Below are 16,886 nucleotides of genomic sequence, written 5' to 3'. Positions count from 1 at the left end.
CCTCCTTCACTTCACGTCCAGGCTTTTCTTCGCCGCCGCCAGCAGGTCGGTGCGCACCCACTCCTGGGCCACCGGCGGTTTCGCCATGCGCCCCACCCCGGTTCTGGCCATGATGTCGGTGGTGACCTGAATGTGCTCGGGCGTGATGTCGAAGGAGTACGGCGAATTACGGATCGCGTCCTGGAAGTCGTCGCTGGTGATCTGGTTCTTGAAGATCGTCTCGCGCACGTATTTTTCGGCCACCGAGGGGCTGTCGATGAAGGTCCTGGTGGCGTCGACGAAGCAGCGCATGAATTTTTCCGCCACCGGGCGCCGTTCGCGGTAGAACTTCTCGGTCATGACCATGGTCCGGATCGGCTCGCCGATCGGGGTGTCATACGGTTTGATCACTTCGACGCCGAAGCCCTTGTTGATCGCCTGCGAGGACTGCGGCTCGGACTGCATCATGGCGTCGATCTGCTTGCCGAGCAGGGCCTGGTTCAGGTCGGCGTAGGACAGGAACACCAGCTGCACGTCCTTGCCGGGCGCCGCATCGGCCTTCAATCCATGCTTGGCCAGCTGCGCCATCAGGAGCACTTCCTGGATCGCGCCACGGGTCACGCCGACCCGCTTGCCCTTGAGCCCCGCGACGCTGCGGATGCCCAGTTCGGGCCGCGCCACCAGGCGCGCGCCGCCCTTGGCGAAACCGGCCACCACGACGATCGGCGCCCCGCCGGCGCGGCCCGAGATCGCCGCCTCCGAAGCGGTGGCGCCGACGTCCAGCTCGCCGGCGATGATCGCCTGCATCACGTCCAGGCCCTTGGCGAAGACCTTTTCCTCGACCCGGATGCCGCACTTCGGCGCGATCTCCTTGATGTACGAGACCGCGCCGAAATGGGCGAGCTTGAGGTTCCCGAGCCGGACCACCTCCTGGGCCCCGGCGCCGCCTGCTGCCAGCAGGGCGGCTGCGGCGAGGATGCTGCTGACTAGCTTGATCATGCCTGTTCCCCCGTATATACAAATCGCAAAACAATTGGTGTCGCCTGTATGCGGCACAGCAAAACATGTGCGCGCACCAGATCGATGCTGACGGGAAATGGCCTATGAGCACGTGAGCTGTGTCAGAAACGGCAAGGTTTCCATATGATCGAACGCATCACAGTTGAGGAAAAACTGCGTTATATCGCTGCGGCGGTCGAACTCGGCGGCTGCCGCAAGGTAGAATGGCGGTTTGTCGAATGCCGACGTGCTGTCTAATATAGTAGGTAGAACATGCTAGATAACCTTACCCAACGCCTAGCCAAGGTCGTCAAGACGATGCGCGGCGAGGCGCGTCTTACCGAGGCGAACACCGCCGAGATGCTGCGCGAAGTGCGCATGGCCCTGCTCGAGGCCGACGTGGCGCTGCCGGCGGTGCGCGAATTCATCGCCAAAGTCAAAGAGAAAGCGCTGGGCGAAGAAGTCATCGGCTCGCTCAGCCCCGGCCAGGCCCTGGTCGGCGTGGTGCAGCGCGAGCTGGCCGCCCTGATGGGTGCCGACCTCGGCCCCGACGCCACCCAGCTGTCCTTCGCCCAGCAGCCGCCGGCGATCATCCTGATGGCCGGCCTGCAGGGTGTGGGTAAAACCACCACCACCGGCAAGCTCGCCAAGTACCTCAAGGAACAGAAGAAAAAGAAGGTCCTGACCGTTTCGGCCGACGTCTACCGCCCTGCCGCGATCGCGCAGCTGGAGTCCGTCACCAAGCAGGTCGGCGCCGACTTCTTCCCGTCCACCGCCAACGACAAGCCGGTCGACATCGCGCGCAACGCGCTCGATTGGGCCAAGAAGCACTACCACGACGTCCTGATCATCGACACCGCCGGCCGCCTCGGCATCGACGAAGCGATGATGCAGGAGATCGCCGCGGTGCACGCCGCCGTCAATCCGGTCGAGACCCTGTTCGTGGTCGACGCCATGCTGGGCCAGGACGCGATCAACACCGCCAAGGCCTTCAACGACGCCCTGCCGCTCACCGGCGTGGTGCTGACCAAGCTCGATGGCGATTCGCGCGGCGGCGCGGCCCTGTCGGTGCGCCACGTGACCGGCAAGCCGATCAAGTTCGCCGGCGTGTCCGAAAAGCTGGACGGCCTCGAAGCCTTCGACCCGACCCGCATGGCCAACCGCGTGCTGGGCATGGGCGACATCCTGGCGCTGGTGGAAGAAGCGCGCAAGGGCGTCGATGCCGAGGCCGCGACCGAGCTGGCCAACAAGATCAAGGGCGGCGGCAAGTTCGACATGAACGACTTCAAGGCCCAGCTGACCCAGATGAAGAAGATGGGCGGCATGTCCGGCCTGCTCGATAAACTGCCGGCCCAGTTCCAGCAGGCGGCGGCGGGCGCCAACATGGACCAGGCCGAGAAGCAGGTACGCCGCATGGTCGGCATCATCGATTCGATGACCCCTGGCGAGCGCGCCAAGCCCGAGCTGATCAAGGCCAACCGCAAGCGCCGCATCGCGGCCGGCGCCGGCGTGCAGGTGCAGGAAGTGAACCGCATGCTGAACCAGTACGACCAGATGCAGACCATGATGAAGAAGCTCAAAGGCGGCGGCCTGATGAAGATGATGCGCGGGATGAAGGGCATGATGCCCGGCCTGCGCTGACCGCTCGGCGTCGTCGAAGAAACCGCGCAGGCACGGGCTTTGCGCGGTTTTTTACATTCTGACAGGCGGTTTTTTCATTTGCCGGGTCCCTAGTGTGCGATAGCTCGCATATCGGGGCTTATAAGAATGAAAAAATTTCGAAAAAGACTTGCATGAACAGTAAAAGGCCACCAATATAAGCCGGTGCGTCAATAACGCAACTTTCCCTGTGATCGTTTTAGGAGGCTCGAAGATGGCAACAGCCAAAAAATCCACCGCAGCGCCAGCCAAGAAAGCAGCCGCCAAGCCGGCAGCAGCGGCCAAGCCTGCAGCAAAAAAAGCAGCAGCTCCAGCAAAAGCAGCAGCGAAGCCGGCCGCAGCACGCAAGCCGAACGCCGCTTTCATGAAAGAGATGACGCCGTCGGGCGAACTGGCAGCAGTGGTCGGCAACAAGCCGCTGCCACGCACCGAAGTCACCAAGAAGGTCTGGGACTACATCAAGGCCCAGAACCTGCAGGACGAATCGAACCGCCGCATGATCAACGCCGACGACAAGCTGAAGGCTGTCTTCGGTGGCAAGGCACAGGTCTCGATGTTCGAAATGACCAAGCTCATTTCGGACCACCTGAAGTAAGCACTGGCCGGCTGTCCAGTAGCCTTGCAAATGAAAAGCCCCGGGAGACCGGGGCTTTTTGTTTTGGCACCTTTGTAGGGTGGGCGGGTTCCCCGCCCACGCGGTGATAGTTAGGGCATGAACAGCCGCACGGGCAGCATTACCGTGATTTGAACGCGTGGGCGGGAGACCCGCCCACCCTACGATCACAGGCCCGCCGCTGCCTTCATCAGGTGGAAGACCTGCGTGTTCTCCATCGTCCCCTTGAACGGCGCCGAGCCGGCGCCGGTGGCAAACAGCTTCACGTCCCCGCCGCCGTGCGATTCGTACACGGTGCGCACGCCGGCCTCCTGGCGGTACTCGTCGCCCAGGGCGACGGCGCTGTCCACGTCGGCGCGCAGGTCCGGGCGCACCTTGCCGTTGCCGAACAGGAGCGCGGTGAAGGTCTTGCCGTCGGCGTCCTTCTTCGGCTGGCCGCTGGCGTAGTCGTGCACGATGTCCAGCACCTTGCTGCCGCGCTTCGGATAGCCGCTCAGGACCATCGTGTGGTCGTGGTCGGCGGTCACGACGATGAGCGTGTTCTCCAGTCCCGGATCGATCTGGCGCATGCGGTCGATCGCGGCCTGGATCGCCTCGTCGAAGGCCACCGTGTCGGCCAGCGCGTTCTTGGCGTTGGTGTCGTGCAGCGCGTGGTCGATCTTGCCGCCTTCGACCATCAGGAAGAAGCCGTCCGGATCCTTCGACAGCAGCTCGATCGCCTTCAGGGCCATCTCGGTCAGGGTCGGCTGCTCCGGGCGGCGCGCCAGCGAATAGTCCATGTGGGTGTCGGCGCTATAGATGCCGACGAACTTGCGGCCCGGGCGTGCCGACATCATGTCGGCGCGGGTCTTGCCGACGGCATAGCCCTGCGCCGCGAACTCCGCCATCAGGTCGCGCCCGTCCGCGCGGCCCTTCGGATTGGCGGCCTTGTCGAAGGGCGTGAAGTGGTGGCGCCCGCCGCCCATCAGGACGTCGACGCCGTCGCCCAGCGCGCGGTTGTAGCCTTCGCCGCCCGGCACGATCTGGCGCGCGATGGTGTAGCCGGCGTCGCGGTGGCAGACGTGCGAGAAGGTCGACGCCGGCGTGGCGTGGGTCAGCTCGGTGGTGGTCACCGCGCCCACGGCCTTGCCACGGGCCTTGGCCAGCTCCAGGATGGTCGGCACGATCACGCCGTCGTTCGGCGCACACTTGTCGATCGTGCGGTTGCCGTTGGCGTCCTTCTCCGGATCGATGGCGCGCGCATCCTTGATCGAGATGCCGTCCTGGTTGATCTTCACGCCGGTCATGTAGGCGCCCATCGAGGGCGCGCTGTCGGTGGTCTGGAAGTCGTTCGAATAGGTCTTGATGCGCGCGGTGCGCTCCAGGCGTTCGAAGTTCAGCAGGCCGTCCTCGCCGTGCTTGAAGATGCGCGCGGCGCTGATGGTGGTCGGACCCATGCCGTCGCCGAGGAAGAAGATGATGTTCTTGGCCTGCGGCGCTGCAAATGCGCAGCTGCTTGCCAGGCTGGCGGCCAGAAGGAAGTTGAGTCGTTTGTTCATGATGAATTCCTCAGAGGCCGGCAGCGGTCTTGATCAGGCCGAAGACGCGGGTGTTGTCGATGGTCCCGCGGAACAGTTCCGCGCCGGCGCCGGCGGCGCCCAGGTAGACGTCGGTGCCGCCGTGGGTTTCGGCGCCCGTGCGCGTGCGCACCACCGCTTCCTGGTGGTAGTCGTCGCGCGTCACGATCTCGTCGGTGAGCGCGGGCTGGCTGGAGCGCGGACCGTTGGTGCGGTTCTCGCCTGTGCCGAAGCCGATGATGGTGAAGGGACGGCCTTCCTTGTCCAGCTTGGGGCTGCCGTCCAGGTTGCGCACCAGGCCCAGCACGCCCGGGTTGGTGGGTGTGGTCTTGCCGGTGCGGACCGTGTAGCCGTTCAGGAGCAGCGTGTGGTCATGGTCGGCGGTGGCGACGATCAGGGTGTTCTTCAGGCCCGGATCCAGTGCTTCCATCTTCTCCAGCGCGGCCTGCATGGCGTCGTTGTAGGACACGGTTTCCTGCAGCGCGCGCTTAGCCAACGTGGCGTGCAGCGCATGGTCGATCAGGCCGCCCTCCACCACCAGGAAGAAGCCCTTGCCGCCTTGGGTCGCGTGCGGGGCCAGCAGGTCGATGGCCTTGCGCGTCATCTCGGTCAGGCTCGGCTGCTTCGCTTGATCGCGGGTGGCGTCGTAGTCCATGTGGTTCTGGGCGAACAGGCCGATGGCCGGCTGCTGCGCGTCGAGGGCGAGCGCGTTGAAGCTCGCGGTATCGCGGGCGACGCGGAAGCCCTGCTGCCCCAGTTCGGCCAGCAGGTCGCGGTTGTCGGCACGCTTGCCGCCGCGCGCGAAGGGCGTGAAGAACTGGGCGCCGCCGCCGAACATCACGTCCAGGCCGCGCGGGCCGAGCGCCCCGTTGTAGCCGGCGCCGCCCGGCACCAGCATGGCCGCGAAATCGGTCTCGAGCTTGCGGTGGCAGCCATGGCCGTAGGCGGAGGCTGGGGTGGCGTCGGTGACGCTGGTGTTGGTGACCACGCCCAGTGCCATGCCGCGCTTGCGCGCCAGTTCCAGCAGCGTGGTGGCGGGCGAGCCGTTCTCGCACTTGCTGACCAGGGCATTGCCGTTGGCATCCTTGCCCGGCGCGACCGAGCGGGTGCCGAGGGACATCGAGATCACGCCGTTGTTGTGCTTCACGCCGGTCATGTAGGCGGCCATGCCGGCGGCGCTGTCGGTGACCATGGCGTCATTCGAGAAGGTCTTCACGAAGGCCGATTCGGGCAGACGGTCGATGGTGAGTTCGCCCGCTTCGCCGGCGTGGAAGATGCGCGCCGCGGTGAGCGTGTTCAGGCCCATGCCGTCGCCGAGGAAGAAGATTACGTTCCTGGCGCGCTGGTCGTGCTGGACCTGGGCGGGTGCTTGGGAAGTGGGCGGCACGGCGGCGCAGCCGGCCAGCGCGGCGATGAGGACAGCGCCGGCAAGGGTGGACAATCGCATGAGGACCTCTACGTCTGGAAAGCGCAGAGTTTAATGCATTATGGCACCTGGAATTGTTGCGGGATTGTTAGTACGGCACTAGCCGCGCTTGAATTCCCATTTCTTCCAGGCCGCCAGCACCGCGTTCGGATACTGCGGCTTGCCGCGGCTGCCGTTGTAGCGGCCCAGCGCGAGATACAGGTTGCCCTTTTCCATGTCGATGTACATGCGCAGGATCGAGCAGCCGTAGCGCAGGTTGGTCTGCATGTGGAACAGCTTGCGACGGTCGCTGTCGCCGATGACCTTGGTCCAGAACGGCATCACCTGCATGTAGCCGCGCGCGCCGGCGATGGAAATGGCGTACTTGCGGTAGGCCGACTCCACGTGGATCAGGCCCAGCACCAGCCCCGGGTCGAGGCCGGCCCGGGTCGATTCGTACCAGACCGACTCGAGGAATTCGGTGCGCGACAAGGCGTCCGGGATGCGCTTGGCGAGCCGGCGCGACATCTCGTCGAACCAGGCCTGGTAGCGCGCCCGCGCTTGCTCGTCGCGCAGCACCGGCTTCGGCGGGCGGCTGTCATTGATGGCGTTGGCCAGGGCGAGGCGGACCGAATCGGCCAGCGCTTCTTCCTTCTGGTTGCCGGCATGCGCCGCGCCGGCGAGCAGCAGCGCGCCGGCAAACAGCGCACTGGCTGCGAAGGGGAACAGCGTCGCCAGGTTCACTTGCCCAGCTTGCCCTTGATGAAGGCGACCATGCCGTCGACCGGCACGCTGGTGGCGGCTTCGTCGCGGCGGCCCTGGTATTCCAGGTTGCCTTCCTTGAGGCCGCGCTCGCCGATCACGACGCGGTGCGGTACGCCGATCAGTTCCCAGTCGGCGAACATCGCGCCCGGACGCAGGCCGCGGTCGTCGACGATCACGTCGACACCGGCCGCCTGCAGTTCGGCGTACAGCTTCTCGGTCTGTTCCTTGACCATCTCGCTGCGGTCCAGGCCCATCGGGCACAGCACCAGCTCGAACGGGGCGATCGAATCCGGCCAGATGATGCCCTTGTCGTCGTAGTTCTGCTCGATCGCCGCGCCCAGGATGCGGGTCACGCCGATGCCGTAGCAGCCCATCTGCAGCGGGGCCGGCTTGCCGGCTTCGTCCAGGAAGGTGGCGCCCATCGCTTCCGAATAGGCAGTACCGAGCTGGAACACGTGGCCCACTTCGATGCCGCGCTCGATCGCCAGCACGCCCTTGCCGTCCGGCGAAGGATCGCCTTCGACCACGTTGCGCAGGTCGGCCACGAGCGGCTCGGCGCAATCGCGGCCCCAGTTGGCGCCGACGTAGTGGTAGTCGGCCTCGTTGGCGCCGCAGACGAAGTCGGCCATGTTGGCGACAGTGCGGTCGGCCACCACGGTGACCGGCAGTTTCGTGCCGATCGGACCGAGGTAGCCCGGCACGGTGCCATACACTTCCTGGATCTCGGCTTCGGTCGAGAAGTGGAATTCCTTCAGGCCCGCGACCTTGTTCACCTTGATCTCGTTGAGTTCATGGTCGGCGCGCAGCAGCAGCAGGAAGTAGCTCTTCTTGCCTTCGTTCTCGACGGTCAGGGCGATGCTCTTGACGTGGTGCTGCAGCGGGATGTTCAGAAGTTCGGCCACGGCTTCGCACTTCGTTCTACCGGGAGTCGAGGTCTTGACCAGTTCCTGCGTCGCCGCGCCGCGCGCGCCGCTGGCCAGCGCCTCGGCCGCTTCGATGTTGGCGGCGTAGTCCGAATCCGGGCAGTACACCAGCGCGTCTTCGCCGGTGCTGGCGATGACGTGGAATTCATGCGAGCCGGTGCCGCCGATGGCGCCGTTGTCGGCGGCCACCGCGCGGAACTTCAGGCCGAAGCGCGTGAAGATCTTGGTGTAGGCGTCGAACATGGTCGCGTAGGACTTCTGCATGCCCTCGACGTCGCGATCGAAGGAATACGCATCCTTCATCGTGAACTCGCGCCCGCGCATCAGGCCGAAGCGCGGACGGCGCTCGTCGCGGAACTTGGTCTGGATGTGGTAGAAGTTGATCGGCAGCTGGCGGTACGACTTGAGCTCGCTGCGCACGACGTCGGTGACGACTTCTTCCGAGGTCGGCTGGATGGCGAACTCGCGGCCGTGGCGGTCCTTCACGCGCATCAGTTCCGGGCCCATCTTGTCCCAGCGGCCGGTTTCCTGCCACAGTTCGGCCGGCTGCACGAGCGGCATCAAGAGTTCGATGGCGCCTGCCTTGTTCATCTCTTCGCGGATGATGTTCTCGACCTTGCGGATGATGCGCAGGCCGGTCGGCATGTAGGTGTAGATGCCCGAGCCGAGGCGCTTGATCATCCCGGCGCGCATCATCAACTGGTGGCTGACGATTTCCGCGTCCGAAGGCGCTTCTTTAAGAGTTGAAATAAAAAATCGTGAGGCGCGCATATCCGTGAATTCTTTTTAAAAAGAGAGGGTTATAATCGACCTAATTTTAAAGGATTAGCTGGCTGATGCGTCCAATCTTTCTACAAATGGGTCCGGAACAAGCATCACCCGCCTCGTCGGCAACCAGCCGGCCAGGTGGGCAAGGCAATTTGTGGGTAAAAATATAAGGATCGTACGGCCGGCAGAAAGTTTCGAGGTGCACTTATGCTCGATCGTGAAGGGTTCCGCCCCAACGTCGGCATCATCCTGCTGAACGCCAACAACGAGGTGTGGTGGGGCAAGCGGGTGCGCGAGCACTCATGGCAGTTTCCGCAAGGGGGTATCAAATACGGCGAGACGCCGGAACAGGCGATGTACCGCGAACTCGAGGAAGAAATCGGTTTGCGGCAGGAGCACGTCAAGATCGTGGGCCGCACCCGCGACTGGCTGCGCTATGAAGTGCCCGACCACTTCATCAAGCGCGAGATCCGCGGCCACTACCGTGGCCAGAAGCAGATCTGGTTCCTGCTGCGCATGATGGCGCGCGATAACGACGTCAACCTGCGCCTGACCGACCATCCCGAGTTCGACGCCTGGCGCTGGCACGACTACTGGGTGCCGCTGGACGTGGTCATCGAGTTCAAGCGCGATGTCTACCAGCGCGCGCTGCAGGAGCTGTCGCGCTTCATCACCTGGCCGGCCAAGGGCCAGCATGGCGAACGCCGCCACAGCGCGCGCTACCTGCGCCAGCCGCACAGCCGCGCCCAGGGCGGCAAGGGCCAGCAGGCATTGGCGGCCGGTGCGGTGGCGCCTGCCGCCGCGGCCAAGCCGGCGACGCCGGATTCGCTGGTGCTGTTGCCGGACGAGTAAGCCGAACCACGGGGAGCAGCGCGCTCCTCGTGGCTTTCTTGCGCCGCGCCCGCGGCGGATGCCCCGTTTCATCCCGCGCTTCAGGCCGCTGCCTGGGCGTCCTGAAGCAGACAGCGGCGGGAAGCGCTAGAATGCCGGCTTCCTGCCTTTTTTCTCCCTCCCCAGCCATGTTCACTCCGTCCTCGCACGACGTGCGCCGCTTTTTCTGCGAAGCCCTGCGCAAGCAGCGCAACGGCGAGATCCTGAGCCCGATGGACGCCATCGCGGCCGACTGGATCGTCCAGCATCCCGAATACCACGCCGAACTCGACGACGTCGAAGCGGCCATCGCCCGCGACTACTCGGTCGAAGGCGGCAAGCCGAATCCCTTCCTGCACCTGTCGATGCACCTGTCGATCGCCGAGCAGGTCTCGATCGACCAGCCGCGCGGCATCAAGGCCGCGCACGACCTGCTGGTGAACCGCATCGGCGAGCACGAGGCGCACCACGAGATCATGGAATGCCTCGGCGAGATGATCTGGAAGTCGCAGCGCGCCGGCCTGCCGCCGGATACCGAGGCCTATATCGAATGCGTGCGTCAGCGCGCCACGCGCTGAGGGACACGGCAACATGATTCAAAAATGCGGCATAGGCCGCATTTTTTGTATCATGTTCCAAATCCCAACAGTTTAGCCGGGGCGTCCCTATTTACGCCGTGTTTATGCATACAGGATTGCCGGGAATGCAAGTTTCCTCCTAGTATTTATGCATGAAAACCATCCTCCGCCTGCTGGGCGCGGCCTGCGCCCTCCTCCCCCTCGCCCATGCCGCCGCGCAGACCTGCACCTATACACCGATCGGCAAGCTGCCGCTGCGCTATAGCGGCCCGGGCCTGGAGATCACCACCGAGGGCAGCATCAACGGTACCCCGGCCGAGCTGCTGGTCGACACCGGCGCTTACCAGACGGTGCTCACGCGTACCGGCACCGAGCGGCGCGGCATCCGGCTCTACGAGACTGGCCGCCGCACCTCGGGCATCGGCGGCCACTCCATGCTATACGCCTCGATCGTCAACGAATTCATCGTCGGCCCGGTCCGCGCGGGCCGCAGCAACATGCCGGTCGTCGGGACCTTCGGCGACACGCCTTCCTACGACGGCATCCTCGGCGCGCCCTTCCTGTTCCAGACCGACGTCGAGATCTCGCTGCCGACCAAGCAGCTGACCTTCTTCGTGCCGGAGAATTGCCGCAACACCCACCTGGGCTACTGGGCCAAGGACGTGCAGTCGGTACCGATGCGGCGCCACGACGAGGATCACATGAATCCCTACTTCATGGTGCGCATCAATGGCGTGGAACTGGAAGCCATGATCGACACCGGCGCCACCGTTAGTTCAATCAGCAGCAAAGGGGCCAAGCGCGCGGGGATCGCGTTCGACACGCCCGAGGCCCGCGGCTCCGATCTGGTGGGCGTCGGCGGCTACACCGCCTCGCGCTGGCACGTGACGCTCAAGACCTTCCAGATCGGCGAGGAAACCGTCCAGAATGCCGAAATGGCGGTGCAGAATTCGGGGCTGGACGTGGCGGACGTGATCCTTGGCGCCGACTTCCTGCGCGCCCACCGGGTGCTGTTCGCGATGAGCCAGAACAAGCTGTATTTCTCCTACGTGGGCGGCGACCCCTTCGGCCAGCGGCGCACGCTCGAGCCCTGGATGCTGGCCGAGGCCGAGGGCGGCAATCCTTCCGCGCAAATGATGCTGGCCAGCGCCTACAGCAGCGGCAACCGTGCGGCGCGCGACGACGCGCAGGCCGCCGAGTGGCTGGAGAAGGCGGCCAGGGGCGGCAGCCCGCACGCCAACCTGGTCACCGGACGCAGGCTGGTGCAAGGCCGCGACTATGCCGCCGCCATCCCGCGCCTGCGCAACGCGCTCGACAAGCTTCCGGCCGAGCGCAACGGCGCCTTCTACCTGTACGTCGCCCGCGTACGCCAGGGCGAAGCCGAGCTGGCCAAGTCGGAACTGGCCACTACCTTCGGGCGCAGCGAGCGCGACGAGTGGCCGAAGCCGATTGCCGACTTCTACCTTGGCAAGCTTTCCGCCGACAAGCTGCTGGCGCAGGCGGCGGACGACCGCGAAGCGGGCAAGAAGCGCCGCTGCGCCGCGCTGTCGGCGATGGGCGACTGGCACCGCGCACATGGCCAGGCCGAGCAGGCCCAGGCGCTCGACAAGCAGCTCGCCGACAGCTGCGCGGACACGGGACAGAGCTTTGTCAAGCTGGGCGGCTGATCAGCCCAGCTTGTCGTCGGCGACGCGGTAGCGCGGGTCTTCCGGCAGGTTCACTTCGATCATGTCGCGGGCGCGTTCGAGCAGCTCGCGGCAGTCCGGGCTCAGGTGGCGCAGGTGCAGGCGCTTGCCCAATGCGCGGTAGCGCTCGGCCAGGGCATCGATGGCCTGGATCGCCGAGTGGTCGGCCACGCGCGCGCGGCGGAACTCGATGACCACGTCCTGCGGGTCGGTCTTCGGCGCGAACATCCCCTGGAAGCCGGTCACCGAGGCGAAGAACAGCGTGCCTTCCAGCTCGTAGACCTTCCATCCCTGCGCATCCACGCCGCTGGTGACGCGGATCTGCTTGGCATGCTGCCAGGCGAACACCAGGGCCGAGACGACCACCCCGGCCAGCACCGCCACCGCCAGGTCGAAGGCCAGGGTGATGCCCGCCACCAGCACGATCACCAGTGCGTCCGCCCGCGGCACCTTGCCGAACAGGCGGAAGGTGCCCCACTCGAAGGTCTTCTCACAGACCACGAACATCACGCCGATCAGCGCCGCCAGCGGGATCTGCTCGATCCAGCGTGACCCGACCAGGATGAAGGAGAGCAGGAACAGGGAGGCCACGATGCCCGACAGGCGCCCGGTACCGCCGCTGTTCACGTTGATCATGCTCTGGCCGATCAGGGCGCAGCCGCCCATGCCCCCGAAGAAGCCGGTGACGACGTTGGACGCGCCCAGCGCCAGGCATTCGCGGTTGGGCTGGCCGCGGGTGTCGGTGATCTCGTCGAGCAGGGTGAGCGTCAGCAGCGACTCGATCAGGCCGACGCCGGCCAGCACCAGCGCATACGGGAACACGATGCGCAGGGTCTCCAGGTTCCACGGCACCTCGGGCACCGCGAAGCTGGGCAGGCCGCCGGCGATCGAACCGAGGTCGCCCACGGTCTTGGTCTCGATGCCCAGCAGCGCGCAGCCCGCGCTGGCCGCCAGGATGCCGACCAGGGTGCTCGGCACCGCCTTGGTCAAGCGCGGCGTGAGGTAGATGACCGCCATGGTGGCGGCGACCACCGCCAGCATCGTGGCCAGCTCAGGGCCGCCCATCCATTGCATGCTGCCATCCGGGCCCGGCGTCTTGAAGTGGCCGAACTGGGCGACGAAGATCACCAGCGCCAGGCCGTTGACGAAGCCGAGCATGACCGGGTGCGGCACCATGCGGATGAACTTGCCCAGGCGCGCGGCCGCGAACAGCAGTTGCAGCACGCCCATCAGCACCACGGCCGCGAACAGGTACTGCGGCCCGTGCTGCACCACCAGCGCCACCATCACCACCGCCAGCGATCCGGCCGCGGCCGAGATCATGCCGGGGCGGCCGCCGAACGCGGAGGTAATGAAGGAGACCAGCACCGCGGCGTACAGGCCGGTGAGCGGCGAGACCTGGGCCACCAGGGCGAAGGCGATCGCCTCGGGGACGAGCGCCAGGGCGACGGTCAGTCCGCTGAGCAGGTTGGATTTGAGGTAGGACGGGGACAAGGACATCGGGGCTCCGGAAAACAAAATCCCCCCGCCGGCTGCCCGGTCGGGGGGATCGTCAGTTTACCAGCTGGACGCCGGAACCGCTGGAAGCTGCTGTGTCTTGTTACTTGCTGACCACGAACTGCGACGGCAGGCTGGCCAGGTAGGCGCCGATGTCCGCCATGTCCTTGTTCGACAGCGGCTGCACCTGCCCTGCCATGATCGGATTGGTGCGGCCGTTGGCGCCGGCGCCGCGCTTGTAGGCGCGCAGGGCGTGGGCCAGGTAGTCGGCATGCTGGCCGGCCAGCTTCGGATAGCTCGGGTCGATCGGCTTGTTATAGTCGGCGCCGTGGCAGGACGCGCAGTTGTACTTCTTGACCAGCGCCTCGCCTTTCGAGACGTCGGCCGCCGTAGCGTTCAGGGCAAAAGCGCCGGCAACCAGCGCATAGATCAGTTTTTTCATTGGCTGGTCCTTAGCGTTTGGCGGTGGCGGGGGTCTGCTGCGAATAGTAGGCGGCGACGTCGGCGATGTCCTGGTCGCTCAGCGAGGCGGCGATGCCCATCATCGACGGGTTCTTGCGCTCGCCCTTGCGATAGGCCTTCAGCGCGCTTTCGATGTACTTGGCCGACTGGCCGCCGATCATGGGAACGCGGTAGACCTCGGGGAAGCCCGACTTGTAGCCCGGGATGCCGTGGCAGCCGATGCACATTTCGATCTTGGCCGGTGCTGCTTTCGGATTGCCGACAACTTCCGCCGCGGCTGCGGTACCAGCAAACGCTGCCAATACCAGTAGTGCTAAAGATTTTTTCATGGGTGTGGCTCGTTAGTTGTAATTCGAATACCGCAAACGCACAAAAAGTTAGCAAATGGACTACCAACCTGTCGATTCTATCTGAAGAGTTGTCACCAGTCTACAAACGCGCGCAGCCCTGTCCGCGCCTGTGTTCTGGCATATACTCGGCTTCATTTCACTCCAATCCAGAACGCCCATGCACGCTTCCCCACGCTTCGAAGGCAGCGACAACTACGTCGCCACCGCCGACCTGAAACTGGCCGTCAACGCCGCGCTCACGCTCGGCCGCCCGCTCCTGATCAAGGGCGAGCCGGGCACCGGCAAGACCATGCTGGCCGAGGAAGTGGCGGCCGCGCTCGACATGCCGCTGCTGCAGTGGCACGTGAAGTCGACCACCAAGGCCCAGCAGGGCCTGTACGAGTACGACGCGGTGTCGCGCCTGCGCGACTCGCAGCTGGGCGACGAGCGCGTGCGCGACATCCACAACTACATCGTCAAGGGCGTGCTGTGGCAGGCCTTCACCGCGCCGGAACCAACCGTCCTGCTTATCGACGAGATCGACAAGGCCGACATCGAGTTCCCGAACGACCTGCTGCGCGAACTGGACCGCATGGAGTTCTACGTCTACGAGACGCGCGAGATGGTGGTGGCCAAGCACCGCCCGCTGGTGATCATCACCTCGAACAACGAGAAGGAATTGCCGGATGCATTCCTGCGCCGCTGCTTCTTCCATTACATCAAATTCCCGGACCGGGACACCATGGCTGACATCGTCAAGGTGCACTTCCCGACCCTGAAGCAGGACCTCCTGGGGGCCGCCCTGCAGAGCTTCTACGAGCTGCGCGAGGTGGCCGGCATCAAGAAGAAGCCCTCGACCTCGGAATTCCTCGACTGGCTCAAGCTCCTGCTGGCCGAGGACATCCCGTTTGATGCCCTGCGCAGCCAGGACGGGAAAGCCATCGTGCCGCCGCTGCACGGCGCCCTGCTGAAGAACGAGCAGGATGTGCACCTGTTCGAGCGCCTGGTCTACATGTCGAGGACCAACCGGTGATCAAGGTGCTGCCTGCCACGCTCGAGTTCAACGGCCTGCGCCTGGAGCCGCTGGCGCCGCACCACGAGGACGGCCTGCGCGCCGCCGCCAGTGACGGCGAACTGTGGAAGCTGCGCGTGACCAGCGTGCCCGAGCCGCACAATGCGGCGCAGTACATCGGCACCGCGCTCGACACGCGCGACCGCCTCGCCTTCGCCGTGGTCGACGCGCGCCACGGCAGCGTGCTGGGCACGACCAGCTACCACGACATCGTCCCGAGCGTGGACCGCGTCGAGATCGGCTACACCTGGTACGCCAGGCGCGTCCAGCGCACCCATGTGAACACCAGCTGCAAGCTGCTCCTGCTGTCACACGCCTTCGACACCCTCGGCTGCGGGGTGGTCGGCCTGCGCACCGACTGCGAGAACTTTGCCTCACAGACCGCCATCGAGGCCCTGGGCGCGAAGAAGGATGGGGTCATCCGCCACCACGCCCTGCGCCGCGACGGCACGGTGCGCGACACGGTCATGTACAGCATCCTGCGGGGCGAATGGCCGCTCATCAAGCGCGCCCTGCACGAGCGCCTGGAGCGGCACGCACGAGTCTGAACCATGCTGATCGATTTCTTCTACACCCTGCGTGACGCCAAGGTCCCGGTCACGATCAAGGAATTCCTGACCCTGCTGGAAGCCCTGCAGCAGGGCGTGACCGCGCCCTCGCTCGACGAGTTCTACTACCTCGCGCGCCTGACGCTGGTGAAGGACGAGGCCCACTTCGACAAGTTCGACCGCGCCTTCGGCGCCTACTTCAAGGGCGTGAACGCGGTGTTCGACGAGAAGGCCGACATTCCGCTCGACTGGCTGCTCAAGCGCTTCGAGCGCGAGCTCACGCCCGAACAAAAGGCCGCGCTGGAAAAGCTCGGCTACGACAAGCTGCAGCAGCGCCTGGAAGAACTGCTGAAGGAACAAAAGGGACGCCACGAGGGCGGCAACAAGTGGATCGGCACCGGCGGCACCTCGCCCTTCGGGAACGGCGGCACCAACCCGGAAGGCATCCGCATCGGCGGCCAGGGCCGCAACCGCACGGCGGTCAAGGTCTGGGAGCAGCGCAGCTACCGCGACTACGACGACGAGCGCGAGCTCGGCACCCGCAACATCAAGGTGGCGCTGCGCCGCCTGCGCCGCTTCGCCCGTACCGGCGCGGCGGAAGAACTGGCGCTGGACGACACCATCCGCGCCACCGCCAGCAACGCGGGCTACCTCGACATTCGCATGCAACCGGAGCGCAAGAACCGCATCAAGGTGGTGATGCTGCTCGATGTCGGCGGCTCGATGGACGACCACATCGAGCGCGTGGAAGAACTGTTCTCGGCCGCCAAGAGCGAGTTCAAGAACATGGAGTTCTATTACTTCCATAACTGCGTCTACGACTACCTGTGGAAGAACAACCGGCGCCGCCACAGCGAGCGCTTCCCGACCTGGGACGTGCTGCGCACCTACCCGAACGACACCCGCGTGATTTTTGTCGGCGACGCCACCATGAGTCCCTACGAGGTGCTGGCGCCGGGCGGCTCGGTCGAGTACAACAACGAGGAAGCCGGCGCCGCCTGGCTGGCGCGCTTCACCAGCGCCTTTCCCAAGTTCGCCTGGCTCAATCCCGAGCCGGAACACCTGTGGGAATACCGGCAATCGATCGCCGTGATCCGGCAGATCATGAATAACCGGATGTTCCCGATCACCCTGGAAGGGCTGGAACGGGCCATGCGACTGCTCTCGAAGTAGGACCC

Annotated in this window: 16 protein-coding genes; 8 read left to right on the top strand and 8 right to left on the bottom strand. The window is 65.3% G+C overall.

Going from position 1 to position 16,886, the window contains the following annotated elements:
• Positions 1-6: 6 nt before the first annotated feature.
• On the bottom strand, positions 7-978 hold the full coding sequence (locus ACK6C6_RS01705) for an ABC transporter substrate-binding protein (RefSeq protein ID WP_409265562.1): 972 nt from the start codon (positions 976-978) through the stop codon (positions 7-9).
• A gap of 273 nt (positions 979-1,251) precedes the next feature.
• On the opposite strand from ACK6C6_RS01705, the gene ffh reads away from it, so the two are divergent.
• Together ffh and ACK6C6_RS01695 are read left to right on the top strand one after the other, a co-directional pair.
• Complete coding sequence (gene ffh, locus ACK6C6_RS01700; protein WP_027866609.1) at positions 1,252-2,619, top strand: signal recognition particle protein; 1,368 nt, start codon at positions 1,252-1,254, stop codon at positions 2,617-2,619.
• Between the two features lie 232 nt (positions 2,620-2,851).
• A complete protein-coding gene (locus ACK6C6_RS01695; protein WP_285375012.1) occupies positions 2,852-3,232 on the top strand; it encodes an SWIB/MDM2 domain-containing protein in 381 nt (126 codons plus the stop codon).
• Between the two features lie 185 nt (positions 3,233-3,417).
• Here ACK6C6_RS01695 and ACK6C6_RS01690 read toward each other — a convergent pair whose 3' ends face one another.
• The 4 genes from ACK6C6_RS01690 to ACK6C6_RS01675 all read right to left on the bottom strand — a co-directional run bounded on the left by ACK6C6_RS01690 (position 3,418) and on the right by ACK6C6_RS01675 (position 8,670).
• Entirely contained in the window at positions 3,418-4,788 is a 1,371-nt protein-coding gene (locus tag ACK6C6_RS01690; protein ID WP_292038243.1) for an alkaline phosphatase, read from the bottom strand.
• Positions 4,789-4,798: 10 nt separating this feature from the next.
• On the bottom strand, positions 4,799-6,253 hold the full coding sequence (locus tag ACK6C6_RS01685) for an alkaline phosphatase (RefSeq protein ID WP_292038242.1): 1,455 nt from the start codon (positions 6,251-6,253) through the stop codon (positions 4,799-4,801).
• 78 nt (positions 6,254-6,331) lie between these two features.
• Positions 6,332-6,949: a lytic transglycosylase domain-containing protein gene (locus ACK6C6_RS01680; RefSeq protein WP_409267290.1), complete on the bottom strand. Its 618-nt coding sequence runs from the start codon at positions 6,947-6,949 to the stop codon at positions 6,332-6,334.
• 2 nt (positions 6,950-6,951) lie between these two features.
• Entirely contained in the window at positions 6,952-8,670 is a 1,719-nt protein-coding gene (locus ACK6C6_RS01675; protein ID WP_409265560.1) for a proline--tRNA ligase, read from the bottom strand.
• A gap of 204 nt (positions 8,671-8,874) precedes the next feature.
• Here ACK6C6_RS01675 and ACK6C6_RS01670 point away from each other — a divergent pair, with 204 nt between their 5' ends.
• The 3 genes from ACK6C6_RS01670 to ACK6C6_RS01660 all read left to right on the top strand — a co-directional run bounded on the left by ACK6C6_RS01670 (position 8,875) and on the right by ACK6C6_RS01660 (position 11,782).
• On the top strand, positions 8,875-9,519 hold the full coding sequence (locus ACK6C6_RS01670) for an RNA pyrophosphohydrolase (protein WP_409265559.1): 645 nt from the start codon (positions 8,875-8,877) through the stop codon (positions 9,517-9,519).
• Between the two features lie 167 nt (positions 9,520-9,686).
• Positions 9,687-10,115: a DUF1841 family protein gene (locus ACK6C6_RS01665; RefSeq protein WP_036211640.1), complete on the top strand. Its 429-nt coding sequence runs from the start codon at positions 9,687-9,689 to the stop codon at positions 10,113-10,115.
• Between the two features lie 152 nt (positions 10,116-10,267).
• Complete coding sequence (locus ACK6C6_RS01660; RefSeq protein WP_409265557.1) at positions 10,268-11,782, top strand: aspartyl protease family protein; 1,515 nt, start codon at positions 10,268-10,270, stop codon at positions 11,780-11,782.
• Here the strand turns inward: ACK6C6_RS01660 and ACK6C6_RS01655 are convergent, their stop codons facing one another.
• The 3 genes from ACK6C6_RS01655 to ACK6C6_RS01645 all read right to left on the bottom strand — a co-directional run bounded on the left by ACK6C6_RS01655 (position 11,783) and on the right by ACK6C6_RS01645 (position 14,088).
• Complete coding sequence (locus ACK6C6_RS01655) at positions 11,783-13,300, bottom strand: SulP family inorganic anion transporter (protein ID WP_409265556.1); 1,518 nt, start codon at positions 13,298-13,300, stop codon at positions 11,783-11,785.
• A gap of 100 nt (positions 13,301-13,400) precedes the next feature.
• A complete protein-coding gene (locus ACK6C6_RS01650; RefSeq protein WP_036211631.1) occupies positions 13,401-13,739 on the bottom strand; it encodes a cytochrome c in 339 nt (112 codons plus the stop codon).
• 10 nt (positions 13,740-13,749) lie between these two features.
• A complete protein-coding gene (locus tag ACK6C6_RS01645) occupies positions 13,750-14,088 on the bottom strand; it encodes a cytochrome c (RefSeq protein WP_209587395.1) in 339 nt (112 codons plus the stop codon).
• 178 nt (positions 14,089-14,266) lie between these two features.
• Here ACK6C6_RS01645 and ACK6C6_RS01640 point away from each other — a divergent pair, with 178 nt between their 5' ends.
• From ACK6C6_RS01640 to ACK6C6_RS01630, 3 genes are read left to right on the top strand one after another with little or no spacing between them, the layout of a single operon-like run.
• Positions 14,267-15,121 carry an AAA family ATPase gene (locus tag ACK6C6_RS01640; protein WP_409265555.1) on the top strand — a complete coding sequence of 285 codons (855 nt, stop codon included), beginning with the start codon at positions 14,267-14,269 and terminating at the stop codon, positions 15,119-15,121.
• The gene (locus ACK6C6_RS01635) at positions 15,118-15,708 is read left to right on the top strand and encodes a GNAT family N-acetyltransferase (RefSeq protein ID WP_409265554.1); all 591 of its coding nucleotides are present in this window, start codon (positions 15,118-15,120) and stop codon (positions 15,706-15,708) included. The genes ACK6C6_RS01640 and ACK6C6_RS01635 overlap by 4 nt, the downstream gene beginning before the upstream one ends.
• A 3-nt stretch (positions 15,709-15,711) precedes the next feature.
• Positions 15,712-16,881 (top strand): VWA domain-containing protein, encoded by a 1,170-nt coding sequence (locus tag ACK6C6_RS01630; RefSeq protein WP_209587392.1) that lies wholly within the window; start codon positions 15,712-15,714, stop codon positions 16,879-16,881.
• Positions 16,882-16,886 lie beyond the last annotated feature (5 nt).

Source organism: Massilia sp. BHUDP2 (assembly GCF_046236355.1).
In the GTDB taxonomy this organism is placed as follows: domain Bacteria; phylum Pseudomonadota; class Gammaproteobacteria; order Burkholderiales; family Burkholderiaceae_D; genus Telluria; species Telluria varians.
Note: the sequence above shows the minus strand (reverse complement) of the source record. Positions and strands in the feature narration are given on the sequence as shown.